General features: G+C 70.1%; 25 protein-coding genes, 2 pseudogenes and 1 riboswitch. Of the genes and pseudogenes, 15 read left to right on the plus strand and 12 right to left on the minus strand.

Features of this window, described 5'->3' with window-relative positions:
• Nucleotides 1-45: 45 nt before the first annotated feature.
• On the minus strand, nucleotides 46-954 hold the full coding sequence (locus ABZY11_RS00160; RefSeq protein WP_356476919.1) for a sugar isomerase: 909 nt from the start codon (nucleotides 952-954) through the stop codon (nucleotides 46-48).
• Between the two features lie 278 nt (nucleotides 955-1,232).
• On the opposite strand from ABZY11_RS00160, the gene ABZY11_RS00165 reads away from it, so the two are divergent.
• From ABZY11_RS00165 to otsB, 3 genes are all read left to right on the plus strand, one after another.
• On the plus strand, nucleotides 1,233-2,516 hold the full coding sequence (locus tag ABZY11_RS00165) for an extracellular solute-binding protein (RefSeq protein ID WP_356476920.1): 1,284 nt from the start codon (nucleotides 1,233-1,235) through the stop codon (nucleotides 2,514-2,516).
• 56 nt (nucleotides 2,517-2,572) lie between these two features.
• The gene (locus ABZY11_RS00170) at nucleotides 2,573-2,830 is read left to right on the plus strand and encodes a DUF3263 domain-containing protein (protein ID WP_356476921.1); all 258 of its coding nucleotides are present in this window, start codon (nucleotides 2,573-2,575) and stop codon (nucleotides 2,828-2,830) included.
• 104 nt (nucleotides 2,831-2,934) lie between these two features.
• On the plus strand, nucleotides 2,935-3,855 hold the full coding sequence (otsB, locus tag ABZY11_RS00175; RefSeq protein WP_356476922.1) for a trehalose-phosphatase: 921 nt from the start codon (nucleotides 2,935-2,937) through the stop codon (nucleotides 3,853-3,855).
• 12 nt (nucleotides 3,856-3,867) lie between these two features.
• On the opposite strand, the gene ABZY11_RS00180 is transcribed toward otsB, so the two are convergent.
• Nucleotides 3,868-5,271: a trehalose-6-phosphate synthase gene (locus ABZY11_RS00180; protein ID WP_356476923.1), complete on the minus strand. Its 1,404-nt coding sequence runs from the start codon at nucleotides 5,269-5,271 to the stop codon at nucleotides 3,868-3,870.
• Nucleotides 5,272-5,315: 44 nt separating this feature from the next.
• Nucleotides 5,316-6,272, minus strand: coding sequence for a glucosyl-3-phosphoglycerate synthase (locus ABZY11_RS00185; RefSeq protein WP_356477068.1), 957 nt, complete (start codon nucleotides 6,270-6,272; stop codon nucleotides 5,316-5,318).
• Nucleotides 6,273-6,425: 153 nt separating this feature from the next.
• Nucleotides 6,426-6,552, plus strand: a riboswitch (SAM riboswitch).
• Between the two features lie 17 nt (nucleotides 6,553-6,569).
• Between ABZY11_RS00185 and thrC the strand changes: the two genes are divergently transcribed.
• The 4 genes from thrC to groL all read left to right on the plus strand — a co-directional run bounded on the left by thrC (nucleotide 6,570) and on the right by groL (nucleotide 10,834).
• Entirely contained in the window at nucleotides 6,570-7,898 is a 1,329-nt protein-coding gene (gene thrC / locus ABZY11_RS00190) for a threonine synthase (protein WP_356476924.1), read from the plus strand.
• A 30-nt stretch (nucleotides 7,899-7,928) separates the two neighbouring features.
• Nucleotides 7,929-8,207, plus strand: coding sequence for a MoaD/ThiS family protein (locus tag ABZY11_RS00195; protein ID WP_072487929.1), 279 nt, complete (start codon nucleotides 7,929-7,931; stop codon nucleotides 8,205-8,207).
• A 422-nt stretch (nucleotides 8,208-8,629) separates the two neighbouring features.
• Nucleotides 8,630-8,836 carry a cold-shock protein gene (locus ABZY11_RS00200; protein WP_003967346.1) on the plus strand — a complete coding sequence of 69 codons (207 nt, stop codon included), beginning with the start codon at nucleotides 8,630-8,632 and terminating at the stop codon, nucleotides 8,834-8,836.
• 375 nt (nucleotides 8,837-9,211) lie between these two features.
• The gene (groL, locus tag ABZY11_RS00205; RefSeq protein ID WP_093540313.1) at nucleotides 9,212-10,834 is read left to right on the plus strand and encodes a chaperonin GroEL; all 1,623 of its coding nucleotides are present in this window, start codon (nucleotides 9,212-9,214) and stop codon (nucleotides 10,832-10,834) included.
• 112 nt (nucleotides 10,835-10,946) lie between these two features.
• Here groL and ABZY11_RS00210 read toward each other — a convergent pair whose 3' ends face one another.
• The 3 genes from ABZY11_RS00210 to ABZY11_RS00220 form a co-directional block, all read right to left on the minus strand.
• Nucleotides 10,947-12,263 (minus strand): esterase, encoded by a 1,317-nt coding sequence (locus ABZY11_RS00210; RefSeq protein WP_356476925.1) that lies wholly within the window; start codon nucleotides 12,261-12,263, stop codon nucleotides 10,947-10,949.
• A 155-nt stretch (nucleotides 12,264-12,418) separates the two neighbouring features.
• Nucleotides 12,419-13,660, minus strand: coding sequence for a hypothetical protein (locus ABZY11_RS00215; RefSeq protein WP_356476926.1), 1,242 nt, complete (start codon nucleotides 13,658-13,660; stop codon nucleotides 12,419-12,421).
• 185 nt (nucleotides 13,661-13,845) lie between these two features.
• Complete coding sequence (locus ABZY11_RS00220) at nucleotides 13,846-14,679, minus strand: hypothetical protein (RefSeq protein WP_356477069.1); 834 nt, start codon at nucleotides 14,677-14,679, stop codon at nucleotides 13,846-13,848.
• A gap of 528 nt (nucleotides 14,680-15,207) precedes the next feature.
• Here ABZY11_RS00220 and ABZY11_RS00225 point away from each other — a divergent pair.
• The 3 genes from ABZY11_RS00225 (at nucleotide 15,208) to ABZY11_RS00235 (ending at nucleotide 17,198) form a co-directional block, all read left to right on the plus strand.
• On the plus strand, nucleotides 15,208-15,669 hold the full coding sequence (locus ABZY11_RS00225; protein ID WP_356476927.1) for a hypothetical protein: 462 nt from the start codon (nucleotides 15,208-15,210) through the stop codon (nucleotides 15,667-15,669).
• Nucleotides 15,670-16,043: 374 nt separating this feature from the next.
• Nucleotides 16,044-16,433, plus strand: a complete 390-nt coding sequence (locus ABZY11_RS00230) for an ATP-binding cassette domain-containing protein (RefSeq protein WP_356477070.1) — start codon at nucleotides 16,044-16,046, stop codon at nucleotides 16,431-16,433.
• A gap of 42 nt (nucleotides 16,434-16,475) precedes the next feature.
• Nucleotides 16,476-17,198 carry a GNAT family N-acetyltransferase gene (locus ABZY11_RS00235; protein WP_356476928.1) on the plus strand — a complete coding sequence of 241 codons (723 nt, stop codon included), beginning with the start codon at nucleotides 16,476-16,478 and terminating at the stop codon, nucleotides 17,196-17,198.
• Between the two features lie 303 nt (nucleotides 17,199-17,501).
• On the opposite strand, the pseudogene ABZY11_RS00240 reads toward ABZY11_RS00235, so the two are convergent.
• Nucleotides 17,502-17,885, minus strand: a pseudogene (locus tag ABZY11_RS00240) (MFS transporter); the annotation flags it as partial.
• Nucleotides 17,886-17,909: 24 nt separating this feature from the next.
• On the opposite strand from ABZY11_RS00240, the pseudogene ABZY11_RS00245 reads away from it, so the two are divergent.
• Nucleotides 17,910-18,257 (plus strand): annotated as a pseudogene (locus ABZY11_RS00245) (MerR family transcriptional regulator); the annotation flags it as partial.
• Nucleotides 18,258-18,421: 164 nt separating this feature from the next.
• On the opposite strand, the gene ABZY11_RS00250 reads toward ABZY11_RS00245, so the two are convergent.
• Together ABZY11_RS00250 and ABZY11_RS00255 are read right to left on the minus strand one after the other, a co-directional pair.
• Entirely contained in the window at nucleotides 18,422-18,640 is a 219-nt protein-coding gene (locus ABZY11_RS00250; protein ID WP_356477071.1) for a ferredoxin, read from the minus strand.
• 5 nt (nucleotides 18,641-18,645) lie between these two features.
• Nucleotides 18,646-19,836 carry a cytochrome P450 gene (locus tag ABZY11_RS00255; RefSeq protein WP_356476929.1) on the minus strand — a complete coding sequence of 397 codons (1,191 nt, stop codon included), beginning with the start codon at nucleotides 19,834-19,836 and terminating at the stop codon, nucleotides 18,646-18,648.
• Between the two features lie 113 nt (nucleotides 19,837-19,949).
• Here ABZY11_RS00255 and ABZY11_RS00260 point away from each other — a divergent pair, with 113 nt between their 5' ends.
• The gene (locus ABZY11_RS00260) at nucleotides 19,950-20,549 is read left to right on the plus strand and encodes a TetR family transcriptional regulator (RefSeq protein ID WP_356476930.1); all 600 of its coding nucleotides are present in this window, start codon (nucleotides 19,950-19,952) and stop codon (nucleotides 20,547-20,549) included.
• Between the two features lie 110 nt (nucleotides 20,550-20,659).
• Here ABZY11_RS00260 and ABZY11_RS00265 read toward each other — a convergent pair whose 3' ends face one another.
• On the minus strand, nucleotides 20,660-22,270 hold the full coding sequence (locus ABZY11_RS00265) for an adenosine deaminase (protein ID WP_356476931.1): 1,611 nt from the start codon (nucleotides 22,268-22,270) through the stop codon (nucleotides 20,660-20,662).
• A 244-nt stretch (nucleotides 22,271-22,514) separates the two neighbouring features.
• On the opposite strand from ABZY11_RS00265, the gene ABZY11_RS00270 reads away from it, so the two are divergent.
• Nucleotides 22,515-23,051 (plus strand): M23 family metallopeptidase, encoded by a 537-nt coding sequence (locus ABZY11_RS00270; RefSeq protein ID WP_356476932.1) that lies wholly within the window; start codon nucleotides 22,515-22,517, stop codon nucleotides 23,049-23,051.
• Between the two features lie 210 nt (nucleotides 23,052-23,261).
• Here the strand turns inward: ABZY11_RS00270 and ABZY11_RS00275 are convergent, their stop codons facing one another.
• Nucleotides 23,262-23,528 (minus strand): DUF397 domain-containing protein, encoded by a 267-nt coding sequence (locus ABZY11_RS00275; RefSeq protein ID WP_356476933.1) that lies wholly within the window; start codon nucleotides 23,526-23,528, stop codon nucleotides 23,262-23,264.
• A complete protein-coding gene (locus ABZY11_RS00280) occupies nucleotides 23,509-24,351 on the minus strand; it encodes a helix-turn-helix transcriptional regulator (protein ID WP_356476934.1) in 843 nt (280 codons plus the stop codon). Before ABZY11_RS00280 ends, ABZY11_RS00275 begins: the two co-directional genes overlap by 20 nt.
• A 114-nt stretch (nucleotides 24,352-24,465) precedes the next feature.
• Here ABZY11_RS00280 and ABZY11_RS00285 point away from each other — a divergent pair, with 114 nt between their 5' ends.
• The gene (locus ABZY11_RS00285) at nucleotides 24,466-24,714 is read left to right on the plus strand and encodes a hypothetical protein (RefSeq protein WP_356476935.1); all 249 of its coding nucleotides are present in this window, start codon (nucleotides 24,466-24,468) and stop codon (nucleotides 24,712-24,714) included.
• On the plus strand, nucleotides 24,704-24,937 hold the full coding sequence (locus tag ABZY11_RS00290; RefSeq protein ID WP_356476936.1) for a hypothetical protein: 234 nt from the start codon (nucleotides 24,704-24,706) through the stop codon (nucleotides 24,935-24,937). Before ABZY11_RS00285 ends, ABZY11_RS00290 begins: the two co-directional genes overlap by 11 nt.
• Nucleotides 24,938-25,039: the final 102 nt, after the last annotated feature.

The raw sequence follows: 25,039 nt of genomic DNA on the forward strand, positions 1-25,039 counted from the left end.
CGACCAGGAATCCGCGGTACGGGAACCGGGCCGTCCCGGGACAGCTCAGGGCGAAAGGATCACGCTGCGCGAGAGGTTGCGCGGATGGTCCGGGTCGTACCCCTTCGACTCCGCCAGCTCGACCGCGAGGCGCTGCGCCCTGATCAGATCCGCCATCGGGTCCGCCGTGGCATGCACGACCAGTGTGCCGCCCACCCGCGCCACATCGCCCGCGAGCCCCTCCGGCAGCCGGCCGAACACCCACGCCACCCGGTGCGGCCCGGTGATCGAGATCGGGCCGTGGCGGTACTCCATCGCCGGGTACGACTCGGTCCAGGCGCCCGCCGCCTCGCGCATCTTCAGCCCGGCCTCCTGCGCCAGCCCGTACGTCCAGCCGCGCCCCAGGAACGTCCACTGCTCGGCCGAGACCACCGCCTCGTCCAGCGGCTCCGTCACCGCGAGCTCCGCGTCCACCGCGGCGGCGGCCACCGTCTTCACCCCGGCCGGCAGCGGACCCGACGCCTCCAGGCCGGCCCGCAGGAAGGCCAGCGCGGTGGTGGCGAACCGGGTCTGGACGACCGACTCCTCGTCCGCCCAGTCCAGTACGGCCACCGCGTCGGCGGCGTCCATGACCGGGGTCCTCGGGTCGGCGGTCAGCGCGACCGTGGCGACCTTGCCGCGCAGCTCGCCGAGCAGCTCCAGCACCTCGGTCGTCGTGCCGGACCGGGTGATCGCCACCACCCGGTCGTACGGGCGCCCGGCCGGGAACTCCGAGGAGGGGTACGCGTCCGTCTCGCCCTGCCCGGCCGCCTCGCGCAGCGCCGCGTACGCGATGGCCATGAACCAGGAGGTGCCGCACCCGGTGACGGCGACCCGCTCGCCCGGCCGCGGCAGCCCGTCGAACGCCGTCGCCGCCTCCGCGGCACGCCGCCAGCAGCCGGGCTGGGTGGCAATTTCCGTTGCGGTACGCGACATGCTGGGCGGCTCCTTGCGGCGTGGAACGTAACGATGCGGGCGGTACGGCACAGCGGTGGGGCGGGTCCGGACCCCGAAGGGTCCTGCACCGAAACCTACTTATCAGTAGGCGCAGGGCGAGGGCAATGCTCTCAGCTGCGGCGGTGCCGGGTGCCGTCCCGGGTGCGTTGCGAAAGCGAGACCCGCTGTGGTGTAGACCAACGACAATGGCCTGGGGGAGGATCGCACCTCGTTCGCAGAGCCCCACGACGGCGTGGCCGGCACGGACGACGCAATGGATGAGGACGGTCTGGGCTGTGCAGCTGCGCTACCGGGTACTGGCCGCGGCAGTGACCGCACTGGGCATGACGGCGACACTGTCGGGTTGCGGCGGCCGGAGCGGCTCGGGGGAGGTCACCCTCAAGCTCGTGGCGGCCGACTACGGCAACGGCCCGGCCAACAGCTCCGAGAAGTACTGGGACCGGCTGGCCAAGGGCTTCGAGGCCTCCCACCCCGGCATCAAGGTCGACGTCAGCGTCCATTCGTGGAAGGACATCGACCGCGAGGTCGCCGCGATGGTGAAGAAGGGGCAGGCCCCCGACATCGCCCAGATCGGCGCGTACGCCGACTACGCCAAGGCCGGCAAGCTCTACCGGGCCGACCAGATGCTGTCCATCCGAACCCAGGCCAACTTCCTGCCGTCCCTCGCCGACGCGGGCAGCCTGGACCGCACCCAGTACGGACTGCCGTTCGTCGCCAGCACCCGGCTGCTCTTCTACAACAAGAAGTTCTTCGCGCAGGCGGGTCTCGACGCCCCGCAGACCTGGGACGACATCCGCGACGACGCCTTGGTGCTCAGGCAGCGCGGCGTCGCCTACCCGTTCGCGCTGCCGCTCGGTCCGGAGGAGCCCCAGGCCGAGACCATGATGTGGCTGCTCGGCGGGGGCGGCGGCTACATCGACGACAGCGGCTCGTACGACATCGACTCGGCCGAGAACATCAGGACGTTCGACTGGCTGAAGGCGAACCTGGTCGACAAGGGCCTCGTCGGCCCCGTCGCCCCTGGGAAGCTCGACCGCCAGAAGGCGTTCGACGCGTTCACCGACGGACAGGTCGGCATGCTGAACGGCCACCCGACGCTGATGCAGGAGGCCGAGCGGAAGGGCGTCTCCGTCGGCATGGTGCCGCTGCCCGGCACCGACGGCCCCAGCAAGGGCTCGCTGGGCGTGGCCGACTGGATCATGGGCTTCAAGCAGCAGGGCCACCGCGTACAGCTGGGCAAGTTCTTCGACTACCTGTTCACCGACAAGAACGTCATCGACTTCGCCGACGAGTACGACCTGCTGCCGGTCACCGACAGCGCCTCCGCGGCCATGGAGTCCGACGCCAGGTACAAGCCGCTGTGGAAGTTCCTGGCCGCGCTGCCGGACTCGCAGTTCTATCCGTACGGCAAGACGTCCTGGGCCCGGTCCAGCGAGTCGATCAAGGAGAACATCGGCAAGGCGGTCGAGCCGAACGGCAGCCCCGAGAGGGTGCTGGGGCGGATCGCGCGCGATGCGTCGGCGGCGGAACACACGAAGTAGTGGCGGACGCGGAGCAGCGGGTGGCGGCCCTCCGGGCGGGCGATATGTTGGCTGATATGACCGCCCCCACGAATGGCCCCGACGACCCGGACGGCCTCTCCGACAGGGACCGCGCCGTGCTCGCCGTCGAACGGCAGTCGTGGCCCGGTCCCGGGACGAAGGAACGGGCGATCCGCGAACAGCTGGGCATCTCGCCCACGCGCTACTACCAGCTCCTGAACGCCCTCCTCGACGACCGCCGCGCACTGGCGGAGGACCCGGTGACGGTGAACCGCCTGCGCCGGGTGAGAGACGCGAGACGCGGACGACGCTGAGCGATCGAGCCCCTCCGGCGATTGAGGAGCGGGGGTCCGGGGGCAGCGCCCCCGGGAATGCCCGCACCCGCCCCAACCTCCCGCCCCCGCTATAGGCTCGCCCCATGGGCAGCAACCCGGAAGCACCCAGACCCGCATCCGCACCCGCATCGGCACCTGCCTCCGCACCCGCGCCGAGCGAAACCCCGCCCGAGTTCCCGACCCCCACCACCCCACCCGGCCGAGAGGCCCTCGCCGCGATCCTCGCGCGCCCCGACCGCGCCGTCATCGCGCTCGATTTCGACGGCACCCTCGCCGACATCGTCCCGGACCCGGAACAGGCCCGCGCCCACCCCGGCGCCGTCGACGCCCTCGTCGCGCTCGCCCCGAAAGTGGCCTCCATCGCCGTGATCACCGGCCGCCCGGCCGGCGTCGCGGTCCGGCACGGCGGCTTCGCCGGAGTGCCGGGCCTCGACCACCTCGTCGTCCTCGGCCACTACGGAGCCGAACGCTGGGACTCCGTGTCCGGCACCGTCCACGCCCCCGCCCCGCACCCCGGCATCGCCGCGGTCCGCGCCGAACTCCCCGGCGTGCTGGACCGGGCCGGCTCGTGGCACGGCACCTGGATCGAGGAGAAGGGCCGGGCGATCGCCGTCCACACCCGCCGGGCCACCGACCCCCAGGCCGCGTTCGAGGCGCTGAGCGGACCGCTCGGCGAACTCGCCGCCCGGCACGGACTGATCGTCGAACCGGGCCGGCTGGTCCTGGAGCTGCGCCCGCCGGGCATGGACAAGGGCGTCGCGCTCGCCCAGTACGTACGGGAGACGGACGCCGAATCCGTGCTGTACGCGGGCGACGACCTCGGCGACCTCGCCGCGTACGCCGCAGTGGAGAAGCTCCGCTCCGAGGGCCCCGACGGCATCCCCGGCCTGCTGGTCTGCAGCGGCAGCGCGGAGGTGCCCGAGCTGGCCGAGCGGGCCGACCTGCTCCTCGGCGGACCGGGCGACGTCGCCGCCTTCCTGGCCGCGCTGGCCCGGCGGATCTGACGGCCCGGCGGCTCAGTCCTGCCGCAGTGCGTCCAACTGGTCCAGGAACCACTGCTGCGGCGGCAGCGCGACCGCCGCCGCGGCCAGTCGTGCCGTGCGCTCGGCCCGCTCGTCCTCCGCCATCGTCAGCGCCTCGTGCAGCGCCGCCGCCGTCTCGGAGACGTCGTACGGGTTCACCACGACCGCGTCGCTGCCCAGCTCCTCGTACGCCCCCGCCTCCCGCGACAGCACCAGCGCGCAGCCGTGGTCGGAGACGACCGGGATCTCCTTGGCGACCAGGTTCATGCCGTCGCGGATCGGGTTGACGAGCGCCACGTCGGCCAGCCGGTACGCGGCCAGCGAGCGGGCGAAGTCGTCCTTGACGTGCAGCACGACCGGCGTCCAGCCGGACGTGCCGTACGCGGCGTTGATGTCGTCGGCGACCCGCTGCACCTCGGCCGTGTAGTCCCGGTACACCGCGAGGTCCTGCCGCGAGGGGTACGCGAAGGCGACATGGACGACGCGTTCGCGCCATTCGGGCCGCTCGTCCAGGAGCGTGCGGTACGCGAGCAGGCCGCGCACGATGTTCTTGGACAGTTCCGTTCGGTCCACCCGTACGATCGTTCTCCGGCCGGGGCCGGCCTGCTCGCGCAGCGTCGCCATCCGCTCGTCCACATCCGCCTCGTGCGCGCGGCGGCGCAGGAAGTCGGCGTCCGCGCCGAGCCCGTGCACCCCGATCCTGGTCCGCCCGGTACCGCCGAGGATCTGGGTGCAGCAGCCGATGAACGCGTCCGCCCAGCGCCGGGTCAGGAACGCCGCCCGGTCCGCGCCCAGGATGCCGTGCAGCAGCTGCTCGGCGATGTCGTCGGGGAGCAGCCGGAAGTAGTCGACGGGCGCCCACGGGGTGTGCGAGAAGTGGCCGATCCGCAGGTCGGGGCGGAGCTCGCGGAGCATGCCCGGCACCAGGGCCAGGTGGTAGTCCTGCACCAGTACCGCGGCGCCCTGCCCCGCCTCCTCGGCGAGCGCCTCGGCGAAGGCCCGGTTGTACGTCTCGAACGACGCCCACTGCCGCCGGAACTCCGCGTCGAAGACCGGCTCCAGCGGCGTCTGGTACAGCATGTGGTGGACGAACCAGAGCACCGAGTTCGCGATGCCGTTGTACGCGTCGGCGTGGACCCCCGCGTCGATGTCGAGCATCCGTACGCCCGGCTCGGCGACCCCGCGCCGGACCGCCTCCCGGTCGCCGTCACCGAGCGCGGCGCACACCCACAGCTTGTCGTCGATGGCGCTCAGCCCGGAGACGAGACCGCCGCCGCCCCGTTTCGCGTCGAGCGATCCGTCCGTCTCCAGGGTGTACGAGACCGGGCCGCGGTTGGACGCGACGAGGACCTGGGCATCGGACCGGGCAGCGGGCTGGGCATCGTGCGCGGAGACCATGTTGCGGAATCTAGCCCGATCACGAACCGCCCAAACGTGCGAAGTCAGGCCGCGCGGCGCGAAATGTACTCCTCGATCTCGCACATCGGGGGCCGCTCCTCGGTGTCCACGGCATGGGTGCGCGGTACGAAGCCGTTCGTGCCGCGCTCGAACTGGGTGAGCGCCGGACGCACCAGGTGGCCGCGGGACAGCCGCAGTTGTGCGGTCCGGTAGATCGCCGCCGCCATCCGGCCGAGCGCCTGCCCGTCCTGGTGCCGGTGCTTGCGCACCCCCACGTCGACCTGGGCCAGCGCGTCCAGCCCCACCGTGTGCAGCGCGTCGACCAGGAGGCCCAGCTCGACGCCGTAGCCGACGGGGAAGGGCAGCCGTTCGAGCAGGGAGCGGCGTACGGCGTACTCGCCGCCCAGCGGCTGGACGAAACCGGCCAGCTGCGGCCAGTGCAGATTGAGCAGCGGACGGGCCACCAGCTCGGTCACGCGACCGCCCTGACCGGCGGTGTCACCGAAGGGGCGGTCGTACATCGCCTTCACGAACTGCACATCCGGATCGGTCAGCAGCGGTCCGACGATGCCCGAGACGAAATCCGCCGAGAACTCCTTCAGATCGGCGTCGATGAAGCACACGATGTCGCCGCCGGTCACCAGGAGCGACCGCCACAGCACCTCGCCCTTGCCGGGCACGGCCGGTATCCGGGGGAGTATCGCGTCGCGGTGCACCACCCGGGCGCCGGCCTCCCGGGCCACCTTCGCGGTGGCGTCCGTGGAACCGGAATCGATCACCACGAGTTCGTCGACCAGCCGGACCTTCTCCATCAGCTCGCGCCGGACCGTGGCGACGATCTCGCCGACCGTCGCCTCCTCGTTCAACGCGGGCAGCACGACACTGACGCTCCCGCGGCCCGCTTCACCGGCCCTGGCCCTGGCGGCCAGCAGACTGTCCAGCGGGCGGTCGGCGGCTGACCAGGAGCGCCTGGTCAGCCAGCATTCGACCTCTTCCAGCACGGTCGATACTCCCTGTATGTGATCCATCTCGCGGTTCGGACGACTATCTCAACAGTCCGATGCTTCGGTTACAGTCTTGAACAACGCGGACGACCATCGCATGCCGGGGTCCGTCCGCCGATAAATGCCCGGATCGAAGATCCGGTGCCACAGCGCTCATCCAGAGGGACTGAGGGAACGGCCCGTTGAAGTCCCGGCAACCCTCCCGCCGACCGCGAGGTCAGGTGGGGAAGGTGCCAATTCCGTCTCGTGGCGAAACGCGCCGCGAGGAAGATGAGGAGAAAGGGCCTCGCCTCCATGGCTGCGCAGACCGTTGCAGTAAGCACCAATTCTTCCGCCGACGCCGACGCCGTCACAGACGTCAAAGCCGTCGACCTCGGTCCTGCCGCGGGGCTTTCCTGCCGCGAGTGCGGCGAGCGTTTCGACCTCGGTCCCATTTTCGCCTGCGCGTCCTGTTTCGGGCCGCTCGAAGTCGCGTACGACCTGCCGAGCGGCTCCCCCGAAGAGCTGAAGAAGCGCATCGAGGCCGGACCGGACAACATCTGGCGCTACGCGCCGCTGCTGCCGGTCCCCGCCGATGTCGCGGAGAAGCCGAACCTGAACCCCGGCTGGACCAAGCTCGTCCAGGCCGACAACCTCGCCCGTGAGCTCGGCGTCGAGCAGGGCAAGCTGTTCGTCAAGGACGACTCCGGCAACCCCACGCACTCCTTCAAGGACCGCGTCGTCGCCCAGGCCATCGAGGCCGCCCGCGCCTTCGGCTTCACCACCCTCTCCTGCTCCTCCACCGGCAATCTCGCCGGCGCCGTGGGCGCCGCCGCGGCCCGCGCCGGCTTCCGCTCCTGCGTGTTCATCCCGCACGACCTGGAGCAGGGCAAGGTCGTCATGGCCGCGGTCTACGGCGGCGAACTGGTCGGCATCGAGGGCAACTACGACGACGTCAACCGCTTCTGCTCCGAACTCATCGGCGACCCGCTCGGCGAGGGCTGGGGCTTCGTCAACGTCAACCTGCGTCCGTACTACGGCGAGGGATCCAAGACCCTGGCGTACGAGATCTGCGAGCAGCTCGGCTGGCAGCTCCCGGACCAGCTGGTCATTCCGATCGCGTCCGGCTCGCAGTTCACGAAGATCGACAAGGGTCTCCAGGAGCTGATCAAGCTCGGCCTCGTCGAGGACAAGCCGTACAAGCTCTTCGGCGCCCAGGCCGAGGGCTGCTCGCCGGTCTCGGTCGCGTACAAGGGCGGCCACGACGTCGTCCGGCCGCAGAAGCCGAACACGATCGCCAAGTCCCTCGCCATCGGCAACCCGGCCGACGGCCCGTACGTCCTGGACATCGCCCGCCGCACCGGCGGCGCGGTCGAGGACGTCGACGACGAGCAGGTCGTCGACGCGATCAAGCTGCTGGCGCGCACCGAGGGCATCTTCGCGGAGACGGCGGGCGGTGTGACGGTCGGCGTGACGAAGAAGCTCATCGAGGCCGGTCTGATCGACCCGGCGCTGACCACCGTCGTACTCAACACGGGTGACGGCCTGAAGACCCTGGACGCGGTGGCCGACACCTCGCAGGCGACCGCGACGATCCGCCCCAGCCTGGACGCGTTCCGCGCCGCGGGCCTCGCCACCAGCTGACCACCCGAGACTCCAGGAAGGGCACCCACCATGAGCGTCAAGGTCCGCATCCCCACCATCCTCCGCACCTACACGGGCGGCCAGGCAGAGGTCCCGGCCGAGGGCTCGACCCTCTCCCAGGTCATCGAGTCCCTGGAGCAGAACCACCCGGGCATCGCCGCCCGCGTCCTGGACGACCAGGGCAAGCTGCGCCGCTTCGTGAACGTGTACGTCAACGACGACGACGTGCGCTTCGAGGGCGGCCTGGAGACGGCGACGCCGGACGGCGCCGGCATCTCGATCATTCCGGCGGTGGCGGGCGGCTGCTGACGCCCCGTCCGACCGCACCGCGTTATCGAATTGCCCTCTCCGCGATTGAAGCGGAGGGGGCAATTCTGCATGGTTGAGCGCGGTACAGTGTGGGAAGTCCCCCCAGCTGCCCCGTGCCCCCCGCATATGAGAATGCGCCCGGCCACGACAAGAAGCAGCCAAAGTGTGCGTTGTGCTTGCGGCATAAGTCGCCTTTGCCTGGCCCGACTTGCCCAGGAATCTCATGAATTCCGCATATCCGGGCGTTCGGTGCTGCCGAGAATTCTCGTCCGATTGACCTGTTGCAGAGGGCAGTTGGGCAGATACATTCAGCCGCGGTCGACGCGTTCCGGCGCACACACCCTCTCCTGTCGGAGGGTGAGTTCTGACCCGGGTCCGCGAAGTGCGGTCCTGCGCAAGGGCCAGTAATAGGGGAGTTAGGCATGGCTCAGGGCACCGTCAAGTGGTTCAACGCGGAGAAGGGGTACGGCTTCATCGCGGTCGACGGTGGTGCGGATGTTTTCGTCCACTACAGCGCGATCCAGATGGACGGGTACCGCACCCTCGAAGAGGGTCAGCGAGTTGAATTCGAGATCTCGCAGGGCCAGAAGGGGCCGCAGGCAGACATGGTCAAGCTCGCCGTCGGCTGAGTTCGGCGCGGTCGGCCAACGACACCACTCACGCACTGAGGGCCCGTACCCCGGGGGTACGGGCCCTCAGCGCGTCCTGGCGTGCGGGGCCCGGTGTGCGTTCCGGCGTTCGTCTCGGTGTGCGTCTCGGCGTGCCGCGCGCCGTTGTCCACAGCCGTCCGTCGTTGCCCACATCCGGAGGGGGACGCTTGCACTCCCGGGGGTCGAGTGCTAATCATTGGCGTTAGCACTCTCCAGGTGAGAGTGACAGAACTTGGACCGGGCCGGTGAGGCCCGCAGGTCGGTGGGGCAAGGAACCACCGGTCACGCAGGCCGTCCGTCGCGGGCGCCACTCGGTCCGGAGAAATCCACCCCTGTCCGGGAGGACCACTTCACATGGCCAAGATCATCGCGTTCGACGAGGAGGCCCGGCGCGGTCTCGAGCGCGGCATGAACCAGCTCGCCGACGCCGTCAAGGTCACCCTTGGCCCCAAGGGTCGCAACGTCGTCCTTGAGAAGAAGTGGGGCGCCCCCACGATCACCAACGATGGTGTTTCCATCGCCAAGGAGATCGAGCTGGAGGACCCGTACGAGAAGATCGGTGCGGAGCTGGTCAAGGAGGTCGCCAAGAAGACGGACGACGTCGCCGGCGACGGTACGACCACCGCCACCGTTCTCGCCCAGGCTCTCGTCCGCGAGGGCCTGCGCAACGTCGCCGCGGGTGCCAACCCGATGGCCCTCAAGCGGGGTATCGAGAAGGCCGTCGAGGCCGTCTCCGCCGCCCTCCTGGAGCAGGCCAAGGACGTGGAGACCAAGGAGCAGATCGCTTCGACGGCCTCCATCTCCGCCGCCGACACCCAGATCGGCGAGCTCATCGCCGAGGCCATGGACAAGGTCGGCAAGGAAGGCGTCATCACCGTCGAGGAGTCCCAGACCTTCGGTCTGGAGCTGGAGCTCACCGAGGGTATGCGCTTCGACAAGGGCTACATCTCGGCGTACTTCGCCACCGACATGGAGCGCATGGAGTCGTCCCTCGACGACCCGTACATCCTGATCGTCAACTCCAAGGTCAGCAACGTGAAGGACCTCCTTCCGCTGCTGGAGAAGGTCATGCAGTCCGGCAAGCCGCTGCTGATCATCGCCGAGGACGTCGAGGGCGAGGCCCTGTCGACCCTGGTCGTCAACAAGATCCGTGGCACCTTCAAGTCCGTCGCCGTCAAGGCCCCGGGCTTCGGTGACCGCCGCAAGGCCATGCTCGGCGACATCGCCATCCTCACCGGTGGCACCGTCATCTCCGAGGAGGTCGGCCTCAAGCTGGAGAACGCCGGTCTCGACCTGCTCGGCCGCGCCCGCAAGGTCGTCATCACCAAGGACGAGACGACGATCGTCGACGGTGCCGGTGACAGCGACCAGGTCCAGGGCCGCGTCAACCAGATCCGCGCCGAGATCGAGAACTCCGACTCGGACTACGACCGCGAGAAGCTCCAGGAGCGCCTCGCGAAGCTGGCCGGCGGCGTGGCCGTCATCAAGGCCGGTGCCGCGACCGAGGTCGAGCTCAAGGAGCGCAAGCACCGCATCGAGGACGCGGTGCGCAACGCCAAGGCCGCCGTCGAGGAGGGCATCGTCGCCGGTGGTGGCGTGGCTCTGCTCCAGGCCTCGGCCGTCTTCGAGAAGCTGGAGCTCTCGGGTGACGAGGCGACCGGCGCCAACGCCGTCAAGCTGGCGCTGGAGGCCCCGCTCAAGCAGATCGCCGTCAACGGTGGTCTTGAGGGCGGCGTCGTCGTCGAGAAGGTGCGCAACCTGGCCGTCGGCCACGGTCTGAACGCCGCGACCGGCGAGTACGTCGACATGATCGCCGAGGGCATCCTCGACCCGGCGAAGGTCACGCGTTCCGCCCTGCAGAACGCCGCGTCCATCGCCGCGCTGTTCCTCACCACCGAGGCCGTCATCGCCGACAAGCCGGAGAAGGCCTCCGCGGCCGCTCCGGGCGGCATGCCGGGCGGTGACATGGACTTCTGATCCTGACGGATCGGTAGTTCCTGCGCAGCCTCGCTGCCTCGCAGCTTTGCCGCATCGGCCCCCGGGACCAACTGGTCCCGGGGGCCGATGTCGTTTGCGGGGCGGGGCAGTGCTACCGCGCGAACGCCGTCTCCGGCGCGAACACCATCTCCGGGAAGCGTTCCGAGGGTCCGTCCAGCAGATGGTCGTCGCGCCCGCGCAGCCACCGGTCGAAGAACGACGTCACGTACGCCCGGTTCGCGGTCAGTGCGCGGTGCGGCGGCACCGTCCCGACCGCTCCGGCCGGCCCGCCCTCCGGCACCGCGCCCTGCCGGGCCAGTTGAGGCAGCAGTACCTCGGCATCGGTGTACGAGGCATGCCGTGAACCGGTCAGCGTCACATCGGCCTTCCAGCCGCGGGTGTTCGCCCAGAAAGCCGCCCACGACGGCTGTTGCCGGTAGTCGCCCGAGCCCTCGCTCCCCATCAGCAGCAACGGCCGGTCGAGCCCGTCCAGCGCCACGCTGCTCAGATGGGTGCCGTCCGGTTCCCGCCCACCGGCGTAGTCCATCTCGCCGTCCATGTTGATGCCCGCCCGGACGCGCCGGTCGTCATGCATCGTCTGCGCCGCGGTGAACCCGCCCGCGGACTGGCCGAACATGCCGACCCGACGCAGATCGATCGCGCCGCCGAACCGCGTCCGGTTCAGCCGCGCCAGCTCGTCGAGCACGAACCGGCTGTCGGCGACCCGTACCGCCACGACCTTCTCCAGCAGGGCGCTGATCGCCTCCGGGTCGGTCGGCGGCGCCCCGTCGAAGATCCGCATGGTGGCCAGCCGGCCGTCGGGGAAGTCGACCTCGGTCGCCTCGTGGGTGTGGTCGATCGTGACGACGGCGTACCCCCGGCTCGCCAGGTCCTCCACGAGCGCGGTGTTCCAGGTGCGTGGATCGCCGAGCCCGGGGGAGTACAGCACCACGGGAAGCTGTCCGGCCCGGCGGTCGAGGGGCGCGTCCTCGTGCGCGTGGGTGAGCGTCGCGCCCCAGTCGACGCTGCCGGGCGCCATCCTCAGGTTCAGGGCCGCGGCCCCCTCCCCACTCCCGAAGTGGGCCGCGGCTCCCGCCGTCATCTGCGGCACGGCCCGCGCCGCCCCGCCCGGCCGGGCCGGGTACCAGAGGCTCACCATCAGTTCCCGGTGGGCGGCGGTGCCCGGCACCCAGGGCTCGGTCCGTGAGTGGTCGACGAGGTGGAGCGCGACGGTCCCGACGGCGAACGGACCGGTGGGGCGCGGCAGCCCGGCCTTCGGCAGCGAGGTCCGACGGGCCCGTCCGGCCGCGAGGGCGGGGGACGGAATGGCACCCGTGGCCAGCAACGCCGAAGCCGCCAGCCCGGTGACGAGCACCTGACGACGGCTGTGGCTACGGCTGTGGCTGTGGTGGTGCGGGACGGCTGTCACTTCGAGGCTCCCCGTGGGTCTGCGGCGGACGTGCCCACGATGCCCGCCGGAGCATCGTGAGCGCGTGATACCGCGGTCCCCATTTCGTCATGGGCGCCTGGCTCCCCGGTATGACGGGGTGTCGGACGCCGCGAGGCTCCGCCCCGTGAGCCGCCCTACGGCAGGCGGTCGAGCAGCCAGGTGCAGAGTTCCTCCGTCACGAGGGTGTGTGCCTCGTTCCGGGAGGCGAGCTTGAACTCGTCCAGGCCGCTGTCCTCCGCCGGGAGCGAGGAGATGTCCGTGTACAGCTCCTCGTCCGTGTCCAGATCGCGGATGTCGACCGCGCTGACCGCCGGTACGAAGCAGTGCGACCGGATACGCACGTCGGTCTTGAAGCCGAGGAACGGGTTCAGAGCGTTGAAGGCGTCGGCGAGGATGCCGAAGCCTTCCAGCGAGCCGCCGGGTGCGCCGTCGATCGACGGCAGTCCGTTCGTACGCACCTCGTTGGTCTTCAGCGTCACCACCCGCAGTTTCGCAACGAGTTCGTCGGGGCCCGACGCCTGGGTGTAGAGCTTGGTTCCCACGACCGACAGGCCCTTGCCCTCCAGGGCCAGTTCGCCCGCCCGCACATCGGTGCCGGTGCCGTCGGCCACGCCGTTGGCGACACCGATCAGCCGGGGCCGGCGCGGCCATTCGCCGACGGCCGCCATCTCGGCCAGGAACGCGGCGCGCTCGTCGCTCTGGTCCGGTGCGCTGTCCCACTTCTCGATGTGCCGCCACAGCAGCTGACGGGCGGCCGGACTGTTGATCTGGTCGGAGAACCGGCTGTCGAGGTCCTTGATGTAGTGCGCGAACGCCTGGAGCGCGATCGGGATCGAGGCGCCCCGGTGCGGGCTGTCGTACGAGAAGTACAGAGCGGTCTGGTGGTCGATGCTCTCGTGCTCCATCCTGGCCAGCGCGTGCCGGGTGACGAGCCCGCCCATGCTGAACCCGCCGACGGCCAGCGGTGCGTTGCCCTGTCGCTCCGCGACGGCCCGGGTGATCGCGGCCTGTGCGGTGCGGGAGTTGTCCAGAATCGACGCACTGCGCTCATGGAAGCCGAGAAGGATGACGTCGCGGCCACGGCGGCGCAGCTCACTGATGAGCGCGTAGTCGCCGAACTCCATGATCTCCCAGGAGAATTCCAGCTCGCTCGGCCCCGTGTTGAAGCCGTCGGCGAAGATGACCGGCCGTACGAGACCGGAGTTCCCCTCGCCGTAGTAGACCCAGGCGGTACCGCCCGGCAGGTCCCACTCTTCGCTGGTCGGCAGTGGGAGGGAAGCGGGCCTCTGGGCGTCCAGACGGGGGCCGGGCGCCAGGGCGATGGGGGGCTTGTCGCGGAGTTCGGAGACGATCTGCTCGTGGGACGGTTCGGACACGGTTCGTTCCCCTTTGGGCCGGTTGATTACGATGCGCGCCAAGAGGAGCACGCAACGTAGTGGTCGGGGTAGAGGAAATGGATCAAACCACCCCAAGGTGGGAGCCGGTTTCGGGCGCGGGGCGACCCGGCGTCACGGACCGTCGGTGGCGGCGCGGCATCACGGACCGTCGGCCCGACCCGGCCTCACCGGCCGTTGGACCGGCCTGGCCTCACGGACCGTCGGGCCAGCCCGGCCCGTACGTCGTTCATCCGGTCGCGTACGCCGTTTGCCGGTACGGCTCCGTTGGGTCCGGTGGGCGCGGCGACCGGTTCGCCCCGGCACGGCCTGCACCGGCCGCCGATCAGGGCCTCCGCGCTGCCCGGTGAACGGCATTCGCTGCATTCGAGGGTGCGCAACACCGTTCGCTGTTGTGCCGGAGCGACTCGTTCGGGTGGCATCTTGTCGGTGAGCCGCCTGCGGACCAGGGCCGCCGCGTGGTGGACGGGCGTGGGGAGCCCGTCGGTGAGGGCGTGCAGCAGTTCCGTCTCGGTGGCGCCGCGCTCGAACCATTCGCCGACCTGCGGTTCGAGCGCAGTGCAGTCCGCCGCCGACAGGGTGAGCGAGGGCGTGGTGCGCCCGAGCGCCGCGAGGAGCATGAACGCACGTGAGCGGGTGGGATGTTGGGGTCGCTCTGGGGGTGCGTCGCCCCGGGTGAACGCCGCCCACCACTCGTCGTCCCGCGCGGTCCGGGAGAAGAACGTCCGGGTCACCCAGAGCAGGACCTCGTCGTTTGCGACGCACTCGCTGCCGCGCCGCAGATGCCCGGCGTCCTGGAGTCGGTTGAGGGCGGTACGCAGCGCGCACTGCCCGTACGGGAGCACCTTGGCCAGCGTCTTCACGGAGATGTCGGCGCCCTCGGGCAGCCGGTCGATGTACGCGGCGATGGATGCTTCGCGGGCCGGGAGGTGGGCGAAGTCGTGTTTGTCACGCGGACGTTGATCGGGCGCGGACCGCTTGCCGTACCCCGGATTGGCCATCGGGTGCGGGGGAGGCGGGGGCGGGGGCGTGGGCAGAGATACGTGCGGCGCACACGGGGCGGCACTAAGCTGGTTGTCAGCCATGAGATCGCTCCTGACGATCGAAGTGGTCAGGCCCCTGTTTTGGTGTTCCCGCACCGCAGGGGCCGTTCTGCGTCTTGTGTTGTTCTGCGTTCGTCGTTCTGCATTCGGCACGCTAGAGCGTCGCCACCATCCGTGGCAAGTCGGTCACGAAAAGTCAACTCACCGCTCGGGGTGGGTGGGTGGGAAGTGGCCCTCCTCCCCTTCCTCGGAAAGAGCGCTCGGACTTCGCGGCTTGAGCTCCGGGAGAAAGCGGCATGTCGGCAGGGGCGCGTCGGTGGTGGGAGTGCGCCGTGCGTACTGCGCGAGCGCTGCCGCTGTTGGAGTGGAGAAAAGGGGTTGGAGGGCCGGGGAACGCGCGGTCGGACACAAATGTTTGTGATCTTGCCCCTGCGGGCTGTCGTGTCGGCCCGATTCCCAGTTCCTCTCTCTCGTACGAGGAGTCCCGTGCGTATCCGTTCGATCCTTTCTCTCGCCGTGTCCGCCGTCGCGGCAGTGGCACTGGCCACCCCGGCCCAGGCCGCCGACGACGGCTCGTACCTCATCCGTGACGCGCGCACCGGCGCGTGTCTCGCGGGCGAAGGCCTGCTCGGGGGCCACATCGAGCTGTGCAGCCCCGACACCGTGTGGGGCATCCGCAATCAGGGCGACGGCCTGGTCCGGATCGTCGAGCCGCAGGCCGAGGGCCGCTGCCTGGCGCTCTCGCCGCTCCGGATCTATCCGCCGGTGGTGTGGGTGGACGAGTGCGGCAACAGCCCCGACCTGTGGTCGATCCAGGGCCGGGAATACGAAGGGCGGGTCGCCATTGCTCTCGACCGGGGCGAGTTCGGCTCCCTGGCCACGCAGGGTAGCCGCGTGGTCGTCACCCACGACGGCGGCCCCCAGTGGGTCCTGGAGCGCGTCGGCTAGTACACGCAACCGCCTCGCGCCGGGCTCGCTGTCCCGGGCGCGGGGAACGGGTGCCCCGATGGGTGACGATTGGCTGGCGCCGACGTCGACACCGACCCACCTGAAACGGAATCGGGCCCGGAGCTCAAGCTCCGGGCCCGATCTGTTGTGGCGGAGCACGGCGGAGCACGGCGGCGCACGGCGACGCGGATGTGTGCTCCGCCTGTGCCCCGGGACCACTCGATGCGGTGAACATCACGGAGAGTAATGGTTTCCGTAGGTTCGGGTCGACTACGGTCTGTAATCACTCGCTGTCGTTGGGGGCCGCGTGCGGCGGCGCGCGGGCCCGCTCTCTCAAGGGGGTTCGGATGAAGCAGGCAAGTGATGCAGAAGTTATGTCTGCCCGAGAAGTGGACCTCTCCTGCGGCAGCACGCTCGCGGTCAGAGGTGCGCAGATCTCCTTCAGTCGGGGCGAGGTCGTAGCGATCACCGGGCAGAGCGGTTCGGGGAAGTCGTCCCTGCTGTATTGCCTCGCGGGAGTTCTACCGGTCAGCCGTGGAGAGGTCCGCTTCGAGGGGCAGTCTCTGGGACGGGGAGGGCATTCCGTTGTTGCTGTTCTCGGCGTTGGGTGTGGTGGTCGCGGCGCTCGGGGCATTGCCGTTGGTGGGGCGGCGGGTGAACCCCGAGCTGATTCGGCGGGACTGATCCGGGGTGAGGGGCCCGGGTTGCTGGGCCGGGATGTTTCGGTCGGCTCGGGGTCTTCGATGCCGGTCCGACCGCATTGATTCCGAGTGCGTGCGAGCCCGCGGCCCTGGAAGGATCGGTTCATGTCCAACGATTCGTTGCTGATCAGGGTCCAAGGCTTGTGGCAGGAGCTGGCGTCGTCGGCGGCTTCGTTCGGGGCGGCGGGCGAGGTCGGCGTCGTCGCCTCTCCCGGTTCGAGGATCTGCCCACCCGGGTGGGTGGGCATCGTGCTCCTGGGTGGAGCGGTCATCGTGACCGCTCCGAGCGAGAAGTCCGCTGCCCGGATCCGTCAGGCCGTGGCTGAGCTGCCTGCCGCGAAGCTGACGGACCCGGAGGCGGTGGGGAAGGTCCTCCCGATCGGCGAGGTTCTCGGGCCCGCCGCACTCGCCTATGCAGTGGCCGATGGCTTCCGGCCGGCGGCATCCGCAGAGCTACGTGTGGAGGAACTGCCGGCCGGCCATGCGGACCTGGAGGCCCTTGAACAGGTTGCCGGGGTGGAGGACGCCGGCGAGGCATCCCTCGCCGAGATCACCTCACCCGCGTTCGTGCTCCGGGTCGACGGTGAGGTTGTCGCTGCCTCCGGATATCGCGAATGGCCGGGCTCGACGGCTCACGTGAGCGTGCTGACCTCGCCCGCCTGGCGCGGGAAGGGCTTTGCCCGGGTGACCGGATCCGCCTCGGTTCGGCATGCGCTCGCACAGGACCTTCTGCCGCAGTGGCGGGCCCGTGTCCCTGCGTCGAGGAAGGCGGCGATCGCGCTGGGGTTCAGCGAGCTCGGCTCCCAGCTCAGCATCCGGTTGGTCTGATCGCCGGATGTACGGCGAGGAAAGGGGCCCACGGCATCTCCTGGTGCTCGGACGCCACTGGCGTCGGCGGCATCGGTATCGGCGCGTCGGCCGGGACGGTCTTGTAGGTGCTGTGCCGCTCTGCCGATTACCGGCGGCCGTCAGGGGTGGTTCGAAGACCCGTGCCACGGTCCACCTCCGCGAACAGCGCCGCTGTTCGCGCGGCGGTGCCCATGGCCCAGCGCCCGGTGCTGAGCAGCCCCAGGGCCGCAATGCCGAGGCCCAGCCCGAGCACCGCGCGGCCGGTTCGGGGAACGCGGTGGCGACTATCGCCATCGCCACCGGATTGAGCATCGTGCCGCCGACAGCCTGCAGCACACGCGCCGCGACCAGCCAGCCGATGCTCGGCGCCAGGCCGCACAGCAGCGAGCCGAGCCCGAAGGCGGCGAGGCCGATCTGGAAGACGCGCCGACGGCCGACCCGGTCCGCGGTGGACCCGGCCAGCACCAGGAAGCCGGCCAGCACCAGGGTGTACGCGTCGATCGTCCACTGCAAGCCGGACACCGAGGCCCGCAGGTCGTGACGGATCGACGGCAGGGCGACGTTGACGACAGAGATGTCCATCACCACGACGATCACGCTCGCGCAGCAGATCGCGAGCACCAGGAGCCGACGGCGAGGACTGAGTACGGGCTCGGATTCGGGCATGTCCGGGACGCCAGGTTTTAGAGCGTGGTCGAAGTCAACCAACAACTTCCCGAGCCCGTACCCGAGTCGGGGCTGAGTATCGCCGAGGCCGCTCGCCGTACCGGGGTGAGCGCACACACCCTGCGCTACTACGAACGCGCCGGCCTGGTCGTCACCCCCGTAGACCGAACCCACGGCGGCCGGCGCCGCCACCGCGCGTTCGACCTGGAGTGGATCAACATCTGCACCAGGCTCCGGGCGACCGGCATGCCGATCAAGGGAATCCGCCGCTACGCCGAACTCGTCGCGGCGGGCCGAGGCAACGAGGACCAGCGATTGGACCTGCTCGAATCGCACCATGACCAGGTGCTCGACAAGATCGCCGAACTCCAGGAGAACCTGAAGCTCATCGCCCACAAGGTCGACGTCTACCGGGGCAGACTCGCCGCCGGCGACGCCGACCAGCTGTGGGTACCCGCACACCGGCCGACCGCTGAGCAACCCCTCCGGGCCCGAAGGAATCGGCCATCGGCCATCGGCCATCAGTCGTCGCGGCGTCAGTCGCGGCGGGGTCCGATGACGGTGTTCCCGTCGTGCACGGTGATCGCCAGGGCGGGGCAGATGTCGGCGGCGTCCAGGACCAGTTCGTCCGGCTCGACCGCGTCGGTCCGGGCGCGGGCGTGCTCACCGTCCAGGGCGAACACCTCGGGGACGGTCCCGGCACACATGCCCGAGCCCTGGCAGAGCTGGGGGTCGACACGTACGTTCCAGGTCATGGCGGTCACCACTCCACCGGCATGACGCGCGGGCCGCGCACCAGCATCTCGGACTTCCAGGTCACGTCGCCTGCCAGGCGCAGGTCCGGGAAACGGGCGATGAGGGCGGCCAGCGCCTCCTGGAGTTCCAGCCGGGCCAGCGGGGCGCCCAGGCAGTGGTGGACCCCGTGGCCGAATCCGAGGTGCTGGTTGCCCTCGCGAGCGATGTCGAGCACGCCCGGCGCGGCGAACCGCAGCGCGTCGCGGTTGGCGGCGCCGACTGCGACCAGGACCGGGCTGCCGGCGCGGACGAGGGTCCCGCCGACCTCGATGTCCTCGGTGGCGTACCGGGGCTGACCGGCGCCGCTGCCCAGGGGAACGAAGCGGAGAAGCTCCTCCACCGCGTTCGGGACGAGTTCGGGCTGGGCCCTGAGCCGGGCGAGCTGGTCCGGGTGGTCCAGCAGGGTGAGGACGAAGTTGGGGATCTGCGACGCGGTGGTCTCGTGGCCCGCGACCAGGATGCCCACGCACAGATCGATGAGTTCGAGCTCCGAGAGCCGGTCGCCGCCGTCGCGGGCCTCGATCAGCGCCGTCATCAGGTCGTCCTGCGGTGAGCGACGGTGCTGGTCGATCAACCCGGCCATGTAGGCACGCAGTTCCTCGCGGCTCGCCTCGAACTCCTCGGCGGTGAGGGAGCTGGTCGACAGCGCGTCGTCGCTCCATACGCGGAAGCGCGGCCGGTCCTCGGTGGGTACGCCGAGCATGCGGCAGATCACGGCGACCGGCAGTGGCAGCGCGAACAGGTCGACCAGGTCGGCGGGCGGTCCGGCCGTTTCCATCTCGTCGAGGAGACCGGCGGTCAGTTCCCGGACCTGGGGGCGCAGCTTCTCGACCTGGCGGACGGTGAACGCCTTGGCGACCAAGGAGCGCAGCCGGGTGTGGTCGGGCGGGTCCATGCCGAGGATGCCGCCGTCACGCTGTCCCTCGGACTGCCGGGGCTCGTCGTGCGCGGCGGCCGCGGCCCGGCTGAAGCGCTGATCGCCGAGGACGAGCCGGGCGTCGGTGTAGCGGGTGACGAGCCAGGCCGGTTCGCCGTACGGCATCTGGACCCGTAAGAGGCCCGGCCGTTCGCGGACGCGCTCGTAGGCCTCGGCGAGCTGGAGTCCGTCGGGGGTGTTGAAGGGGTAGGCAAGGGGTGCGATGTCTGCGGTCGTCACTGCGGCCTCCCGGATGTAAGCAGCTGCTTACAACGGTAGGAGCGGCCCTCGCGGGCAGTCAACGACGCTTTACGGCCGTTATCCTGACGGGCCGTCCGAGAGGAATGCCCGCCATGGAGCCCGCTGCCGTCCCGCCGTCCGAAGAGCGCCGCAGGGACGCTGCTGCCACCCGCCGCCGGTTGCTGGAGGCGGCCCGCGACCTGTTCGCGGAGCGGGGCTACGAGGGGGCGACGGTCCGGGACATCGCGGCGCGAGCCGGGGCCAATCAGGCCCTGCTGTTCCGGTATTTCGGCTCGAAGAGGGGTTTGCTGACGGAGGTTGTCGCGCTGGGCGGGCTGGAGCAGTTGCGGGCGACGCCGCCCGAGGAGCTTTTCGAGACTGCCCTGCGTTCGATGCTGACCCGTAGCGCGGAGGGGGCGGAGGACCGTTCCCTGGAGGTCTATCTGCGGTCGGTCGGGCGGGGCGACGAGGCGGCCGGAACCTTGCGGGAGCTGGGGGAGGAGTACCGGAGCGTGCTGGCCGGGCTCTCCGGGGCTCCGGACGGCGCGCTGCGGGCGGATCTCGCCATGGCCTGGCTGCTGGGAATCGGCCTGATGCGGACGGTCGTTGCCTGGGAACCCCTGGCCGGCGCCGACCCGGACGATGTCTGCCGACTGGTGCTCGGCACGCTCAGCCATCTGTGGGCGGCGGAGCCGGGCGACGGCGACGAGTAGCAGAGATACGACCGGGCCCGGGGCTCAAGCGCCGGGCCCGGCTCAGTGCTTGTCGCGCGCTCAGCGGCAGCCGTGGGCAGTAGCTGTCGCGCTCAGCGGGTGTCGCGACCTCAGCGGTTGTTGCGTTCGAAGGTGGCGAAGGCCGCCTCCTGGCGCCACTCGGTCGCCGCCTTCGGGTTGTCGGCGAGATAGCGGGCGCAGCGCGCGCTCGGGTGGTCGGTGCCTGGCCGGTTGCCCCGGCAGGCGGAGACCGGACGGTAGCCGGACGGGGCGGAACCGGTGGCCCACAGGCTGCGGCCCTCCCGGAACGCGTACTCCAGCGAGGCGCGGGCCAGGTCCTTCAGTTCGACGTAGCCGAGGCCGTAGGTCCTGGCCGCGTACTGGTACTCGTGGCTGATGTCGATCCGGGAGACGCCCGGGTCGTCGGTGGCCAGCACGATCGGGACGCCGTAGCGGCGGTAGGCGTTGAACGGGTGGTCGTCGCCCGCGATGCCGAGGATCTGCTTGTTGCTGGAGAACGGCACCTCGACGGCCACCTTGCGCTGCGCCATCGTCCGGGCCAGCTGCCGCCAGTCGTCCTCGTGGACCAGGTCCACGCCGTGGCCGATGCGTTCGGCTCCGGCGACGAGCACGGCCTCGCGGATGTGGAAGGTCAGGTCCTCGGGCTTGACCAGGCCGGGGGCCAGCTCACCGGCGTGCAGGGTGAGGTGGGAGTCCGGGTACTGGCCGCGCAGGTACTTCAGCATCCGCATCTGGAGGCTGTAGTTGGTCAGCGCGCTCTCGCCGTCCTCCGGCTGTACGAGGTTGACCGCGAGGAACCTCGGGTCGCGCTCGGCCAGTCGCATGCCGACCGCCATCTGCGTGAACACCCGTGCCGGGGAGCTGCCCCGGGACACCTGGGAGATCCACCTGACGGGGAGCCGGCAGCCCGGGTCGGGGCGGGCCGTGTCGCAGTGTGCGGCCTCCCGGAACTGCACATCGGTGTCGTCGGCCTCCTGGACCGCCTCGTCCACCACCCGGTCGAGCTGACCGTCGGCCACGAGCTTGCGGTGGAGGGCGGCCAGGTCGGCGTCGTAACCCACCTTGTCGGCAAGCTTCCTGCCGCTGTCCGACGCGGGGGTGACCAGGGTCTCCAGATAGAACTGGTTCTGTTCGACCACGGTGTTGGCCACATTGGCGAGCATCTTGCCGCGGGTGTACGCGGTGGCCAGGCCGAACTTGCCGAACGTGTCGAAGAAGTGGTCGTGCCCGGACTGGTCGGCCGGGAAGTCCTGCATGGACCAGGCCCGGATGATCCGCTGCCGGAACGCGGCGTCGTTCTGCGCGTCGATCGCGGGCCTGGTGCCCGCCCCGCACGGCGGCGCCACGGCCGTCGTCGTCGCGTCGATGCACAGCCCCTTCTCGCCCGCGAGCTGGATCAGGTACTCCGTTGTGACGGCGCCCGACAGGTGGTTGTGGAGGTCACCGCCCTTGGGCAGTGCCTTGAAGAAGGACTTCAGCCTGTCCGGCCTGTCCTGCAACGAGGCGAGGTGCGCGGAGGTCCGGGCCTCGGCCGGGGTGACGGGGCGGGGCAGGGCATGCGCGGCGGGACGCGGCGACGGGTCCTTCGCGGGGGTGGCGGCGGCCGGGATCGCGGGAAGCAGAGTCAGTACGGCGAGCGCGCCGAACCCTGCCGTGCGCAGTGACTTGGGACGGTGAGCCGTCCGGAATGTTGAGATCACCGCCGAATGATCGCGTTCGGAGGGGCCATTCCTCACCCAAACCGCATGTATGGCCTGAAACCTCCACCCAATCGAGCGATTCCCGCCCTTCTTTTCCATGTTCTGTGGGTGGACATCGCCCACGGATGCGCACGGCTGGCAGCTGTGTGCCAACTGGCTTGTTCGGGGCGGTAGTTGGGGCAACTGTGTTCCGGGTCTGGATCGGACACCCAATGGGAGGCGTGCAGTGCGCAACACCAGGAGAGTGCTTGGCCGTATCGCCGCAATGGCGGGCGCGGTGCTGATGGTGGCAGGGGTCGGACTGGTGGGGGCCTCGCCCGCCGCGGCCGTCGACTACTACTACGAACTTCCCTATCCGGCGGGCGAGGCGTACATGGTCACCCAGGGGAACGGGGGCGGGTACTCGCACACCGACGCGTACAACCGGTACGCCTGGGACTTCGGGCTCCCGGCGAACTACGAGGTCTCCGCCGCGCAGGGCGGCACGGTCCTCGTCTCCAACTGGTCGCCGTACTGGCAGAACGGCATCGAGGTGATCATCCGCCACCCGAACGGCCAGTGCACCCACTACGCGCACCTCAACAAGGCGATCTACAACACGGGTGACTGGGTCCCGCAGGGCCGGATCATCGGCTGGTCGGGCGCCACGGGTGCGGCGGCCGGGGCGCATCTGCACTTCCAGGTCATCAACTGCAGCACGCGCGTGGGCATCCCCGCCGCCATCCAGGGCTGGGTGCCTCCTCAGGGCTCCTGGCCGGTGAGCGTCAACACACGGGCCTGATCCCGGCGGCCGGCCGCGGCGCTCCTCCTGGTCCTTCTCGCCGCGGCCGACGCGATGTACGGACTGTCCCGGCAGTTCGGGGCCGATCAGGCGGTCGGCAGGGTCGCGATGTTCATTGTCCTGGGGCTCGGCGCCCGGGCGGTGGTCGTCGTGCGGAACACGGCGTCGCCGCCACGGCCCGGAAGGCGGGCGCGGAGGCCGAGGCGGAGGCTAGGCGTTCTTGAGGTCCGCGACGAACGACGTCCAGGCAGCGGCCCGGAACACGAGTGTCGGCCCCTCGGTCACCTTGGAGTCGCGCACGGGGACGATGCCGGGGTGACCGTCGGCGACTTCGAGACAGTTGCCGCCGTCACCACCGCTGTACGTGGACTTCCGCCAGGTGGCGACTTCGAGGCAGTTGCCGCCCTCACCGCCGCTGTGCGAGGACTTGTGCCAAGTCGCGGTGGACAGGTTGTAGTCAGAACTGCTGAGCTTCATGGGCGTAATCCTCCGCCACCGACTCGATAAGGGCCAGGGACGCTTCCGGTGACAATGCGCTGGCCACAAGCAGATCGTAGGTCAGTTCGTGGCGGGCGACGGGTGCCGGATCGTCCAGCAACTGGCCCGACCCGAGGCCGTCCAGGTAGGCGAGCGGAGGTGCGTCGGGGAACGTCATCAGCTTCAGACCACCGTCCATGGCGGCGTGTGCGCCCTGGCTGAACGGCAGTACTTGCACGATGATCCGGTGTCGGCGCGCCAGCGATGCCAAGTGCCGCAGCGCCTCCGCCATCACCGCCGGGCCGCCTACGCTTCGTCGAAGTACCGCCTCGTCCAGAACCGTCCACAACTGCGGCGTTGTTGGATGGACGAGGAGCTGGCCACGCTCCAGCCGCGCCGCGACCAGGTCGTCGATCTCCTCCTCCGGGGCGGTCGGCTGATACGCGCGGAACACCGCCCGCGCATACGCCTCCGTCTGCAACAACCCCGGAATCAGCAGCGGCGCGTACTCCCTGATCGCCTTCGCCAGGGCCTCCGCGTCGGCAGCTTCCGCGAAGTGGTCCGGGTACTTCGACTTCTTCAGCGCGGCGCAGTTCCGTTCGAAGAACCCGTCCGATCCCAGGACCTCGTCCAGCTTCCGGGCCTGGTCCAACTGCATCCGGCGCGTACCGGATTCCAGCTGTCCGATGAATGAGCCGCTCACGAACAGTGGGAGCCCCAACTCCTCCTGGGAGAGGCCCGCCCTCTCCCTGCGGTGGCGGAGTTCCGCGCCGAGCAGGGCGCGAGGAGAGGCGGAGGGATCGAGCTTCTTGGGACCCGGCATGACAACTCCCTGTGACACATGTGCGGTTGTTGGTTCTGCGCCTCTTCCAGGTTAGCGACGCGTTGGACACGCTGGGTATGCATTGTCATTACTCAGCGTGGAAAGGAATGGGCCATGACGATCAAGGAACGGCGCAGGACGGCGGAGGGCAGAGTGCGGGCGGCGGAGGATGTGGTGGCGCGACTGAAGGAGGGTTTCTCGGGGGTCGGGATCACGCTGCCGTCGTTGCGGGTCGACCCGGTGTCGTGTGCGGGGAGCGACCCCGTGTCGCCGCTGGTCGACCTCGGCCGGTGCAACCTCGACACGGCGCTGCGGCTGAGCGTGGTGCTGGAGGAGCAGGGGTTGGCCGGCCATGACGGGTGAGGGGCTTGAGCCGTGCGCGCCCGAGCCGGGGTCGTTCGCGGTGGACACCCGGGACGGGCGGGTGGGGCGCGTGATGGGCAACGTCGGGCCGTACGTCCAACTGCGGGCGCCGGGTGGTGGGGCGGAGTGGGAATGCCCGCCGGAGTCGGTGCGCCCGGCTCCACTGGGGGAGGTGCTGCGGGCCCGGGTCCGGGAGGTCAACAGGGAGGGGAGGCTGCCATGACGGCGTCGGGACGCCGGGTGTGACCTGGCGGTGGATGTACGGAAGGGCGACGCCCCGGAGGGGTGCCGCCCTTCGAAACGGGCCGATGGGGCCCGGTCGACG

It is taken from the genome of Streptomyces sp. NPDC006510 (assembly GCF_040611955.1).
In the GTDB taxonomy this organism is placed as follows: domain Bacteria; phylum Actinomycetota; class Actinomycetes; order Streptomycetales; family Streptomycetaceae; genus Streptomyces.

Coding starts and splice junctions, on each gene's coding strand:
- ABZY11_RS00160 (WP_356476919.1), bottom strand. CDS start 954: ATGTCGCGTACCGCAACGGAAATTGCCACCCAGCCCGGCTGCTGGCGG.
- ABZY11_RS00195 (WP_072487929.1), top strand. CDS start 7,929: ATGAGCGTCAAGGTCCGCATCCCCACCATCCTCCGCACCTACACGGGC.
- ABZY11_RS00165 (WP_356476920.1), top strand. CDS start 1,233: ATGAGGACGGTCTGGGCTGTGCAGCTGCGCTACCGGGTACTGGCCGCG.
- ABZY11_RS00220 (WP_356477069.1), bottom strand. CDS start 14,679: ATGGCCAATCCGGGGTACGGCAAGCGGTCCGCGCCCGATCAACGTCCG.
- ABZY11_RS00290 (WP_356476936.1), top strand. CDS start 24,704: ATGACGGGTGAGGGGCTTGAGCCGTGCGCGCCCGAGCCGGGGTCGTTC.
- ABZY11_RS00260 (WP_356476930.1), top strand. CDS start 19,950: ATGGAGCCCGCTGCCGTCCCGCCGTCCGAAGAGCGCCGCAGGGACGCT.
- ABZY11_RS00250 (WP_356477071.1), bottom strand. CDS start 18,640: ATGACCTGGAACGTACGTGTCGACCCCCAGCTCTGCCAGGGCTCGGGC.
- otsB (WP_356476922.1), top strand. CDS start 2,935: ATGGGCAGCAACCCGGAAGCACCCAGACCCGCATCCGCACCCGCATCG.
- ABZY11_RS00280 (WP_356476934.1), bottom strand. CDS start 24,351: ATGCCGGGTCCCAAGAAGCTCGATCCCTCCGCCTCTCCTCGCGCCCTG.
- ABZY11_RS00275 (WP_356476933.1), bottom strand. CDS start 23,528: ATGAAGCTCAGCAGTTCTGACTACAACCTGTCCACCGCGACTTGGCAC.
- ABZY11_RS00230 (WP_356477070.1), top strand. CDS start 16,044: ATGTCTGCCCGAGAAGTGGACCTCTCCTGCGGCAGCACGCTCGCGGTC.
- ABZY11_RS00285 (WP_356476935.1), top strand. CDS start 24,466: ATGACGATCAAGGAACGGCGCAGGACGGCGGAGGGCAGAGTGCGGGCG.
- thrC (WP_356476924.1), top strand. CDS start 6,570: ATGGCTGCGCAGACCGTTGCAGTAAGCACCAATTCTTCCGCCGACGCC.
- ABZY11_RS00180 (WP_356476923.1), bottom strand. CDS start 5,271: ATGGTCTCCGCGCACGATGCCCAGCCCGCTGCCCGGTCCGATGCCCAG.
- ABZY11_RS00200 (WP_003967346.1), top strand. CDS start 8,630: ATGGCTCAGGGCACCGTCAAGTGGTTCAACGCGGAGAAGGGGTACGGC.
- ABZY11_RS00235 (WP_356476928.1), top strand. CDS start 16,476: ATGTCCAACGATTCGTTGCTGATCAGGGTCCAAGGCTTGTGGCAGGAG.
- groL (WP_093540313.1), top strand. CDS start 9,212: ATGGCCAAGATCATCGCGTTCGACGAGGAGGCCCGGCGCGGTCTCGAG.
- ABZY11_RS00170 (WP_356476921.1), top strand. CDS start 2,573: ATGACCGCCCCCACGAATGGCCCCGACGACCCGGACGGCCTCTCCGAC.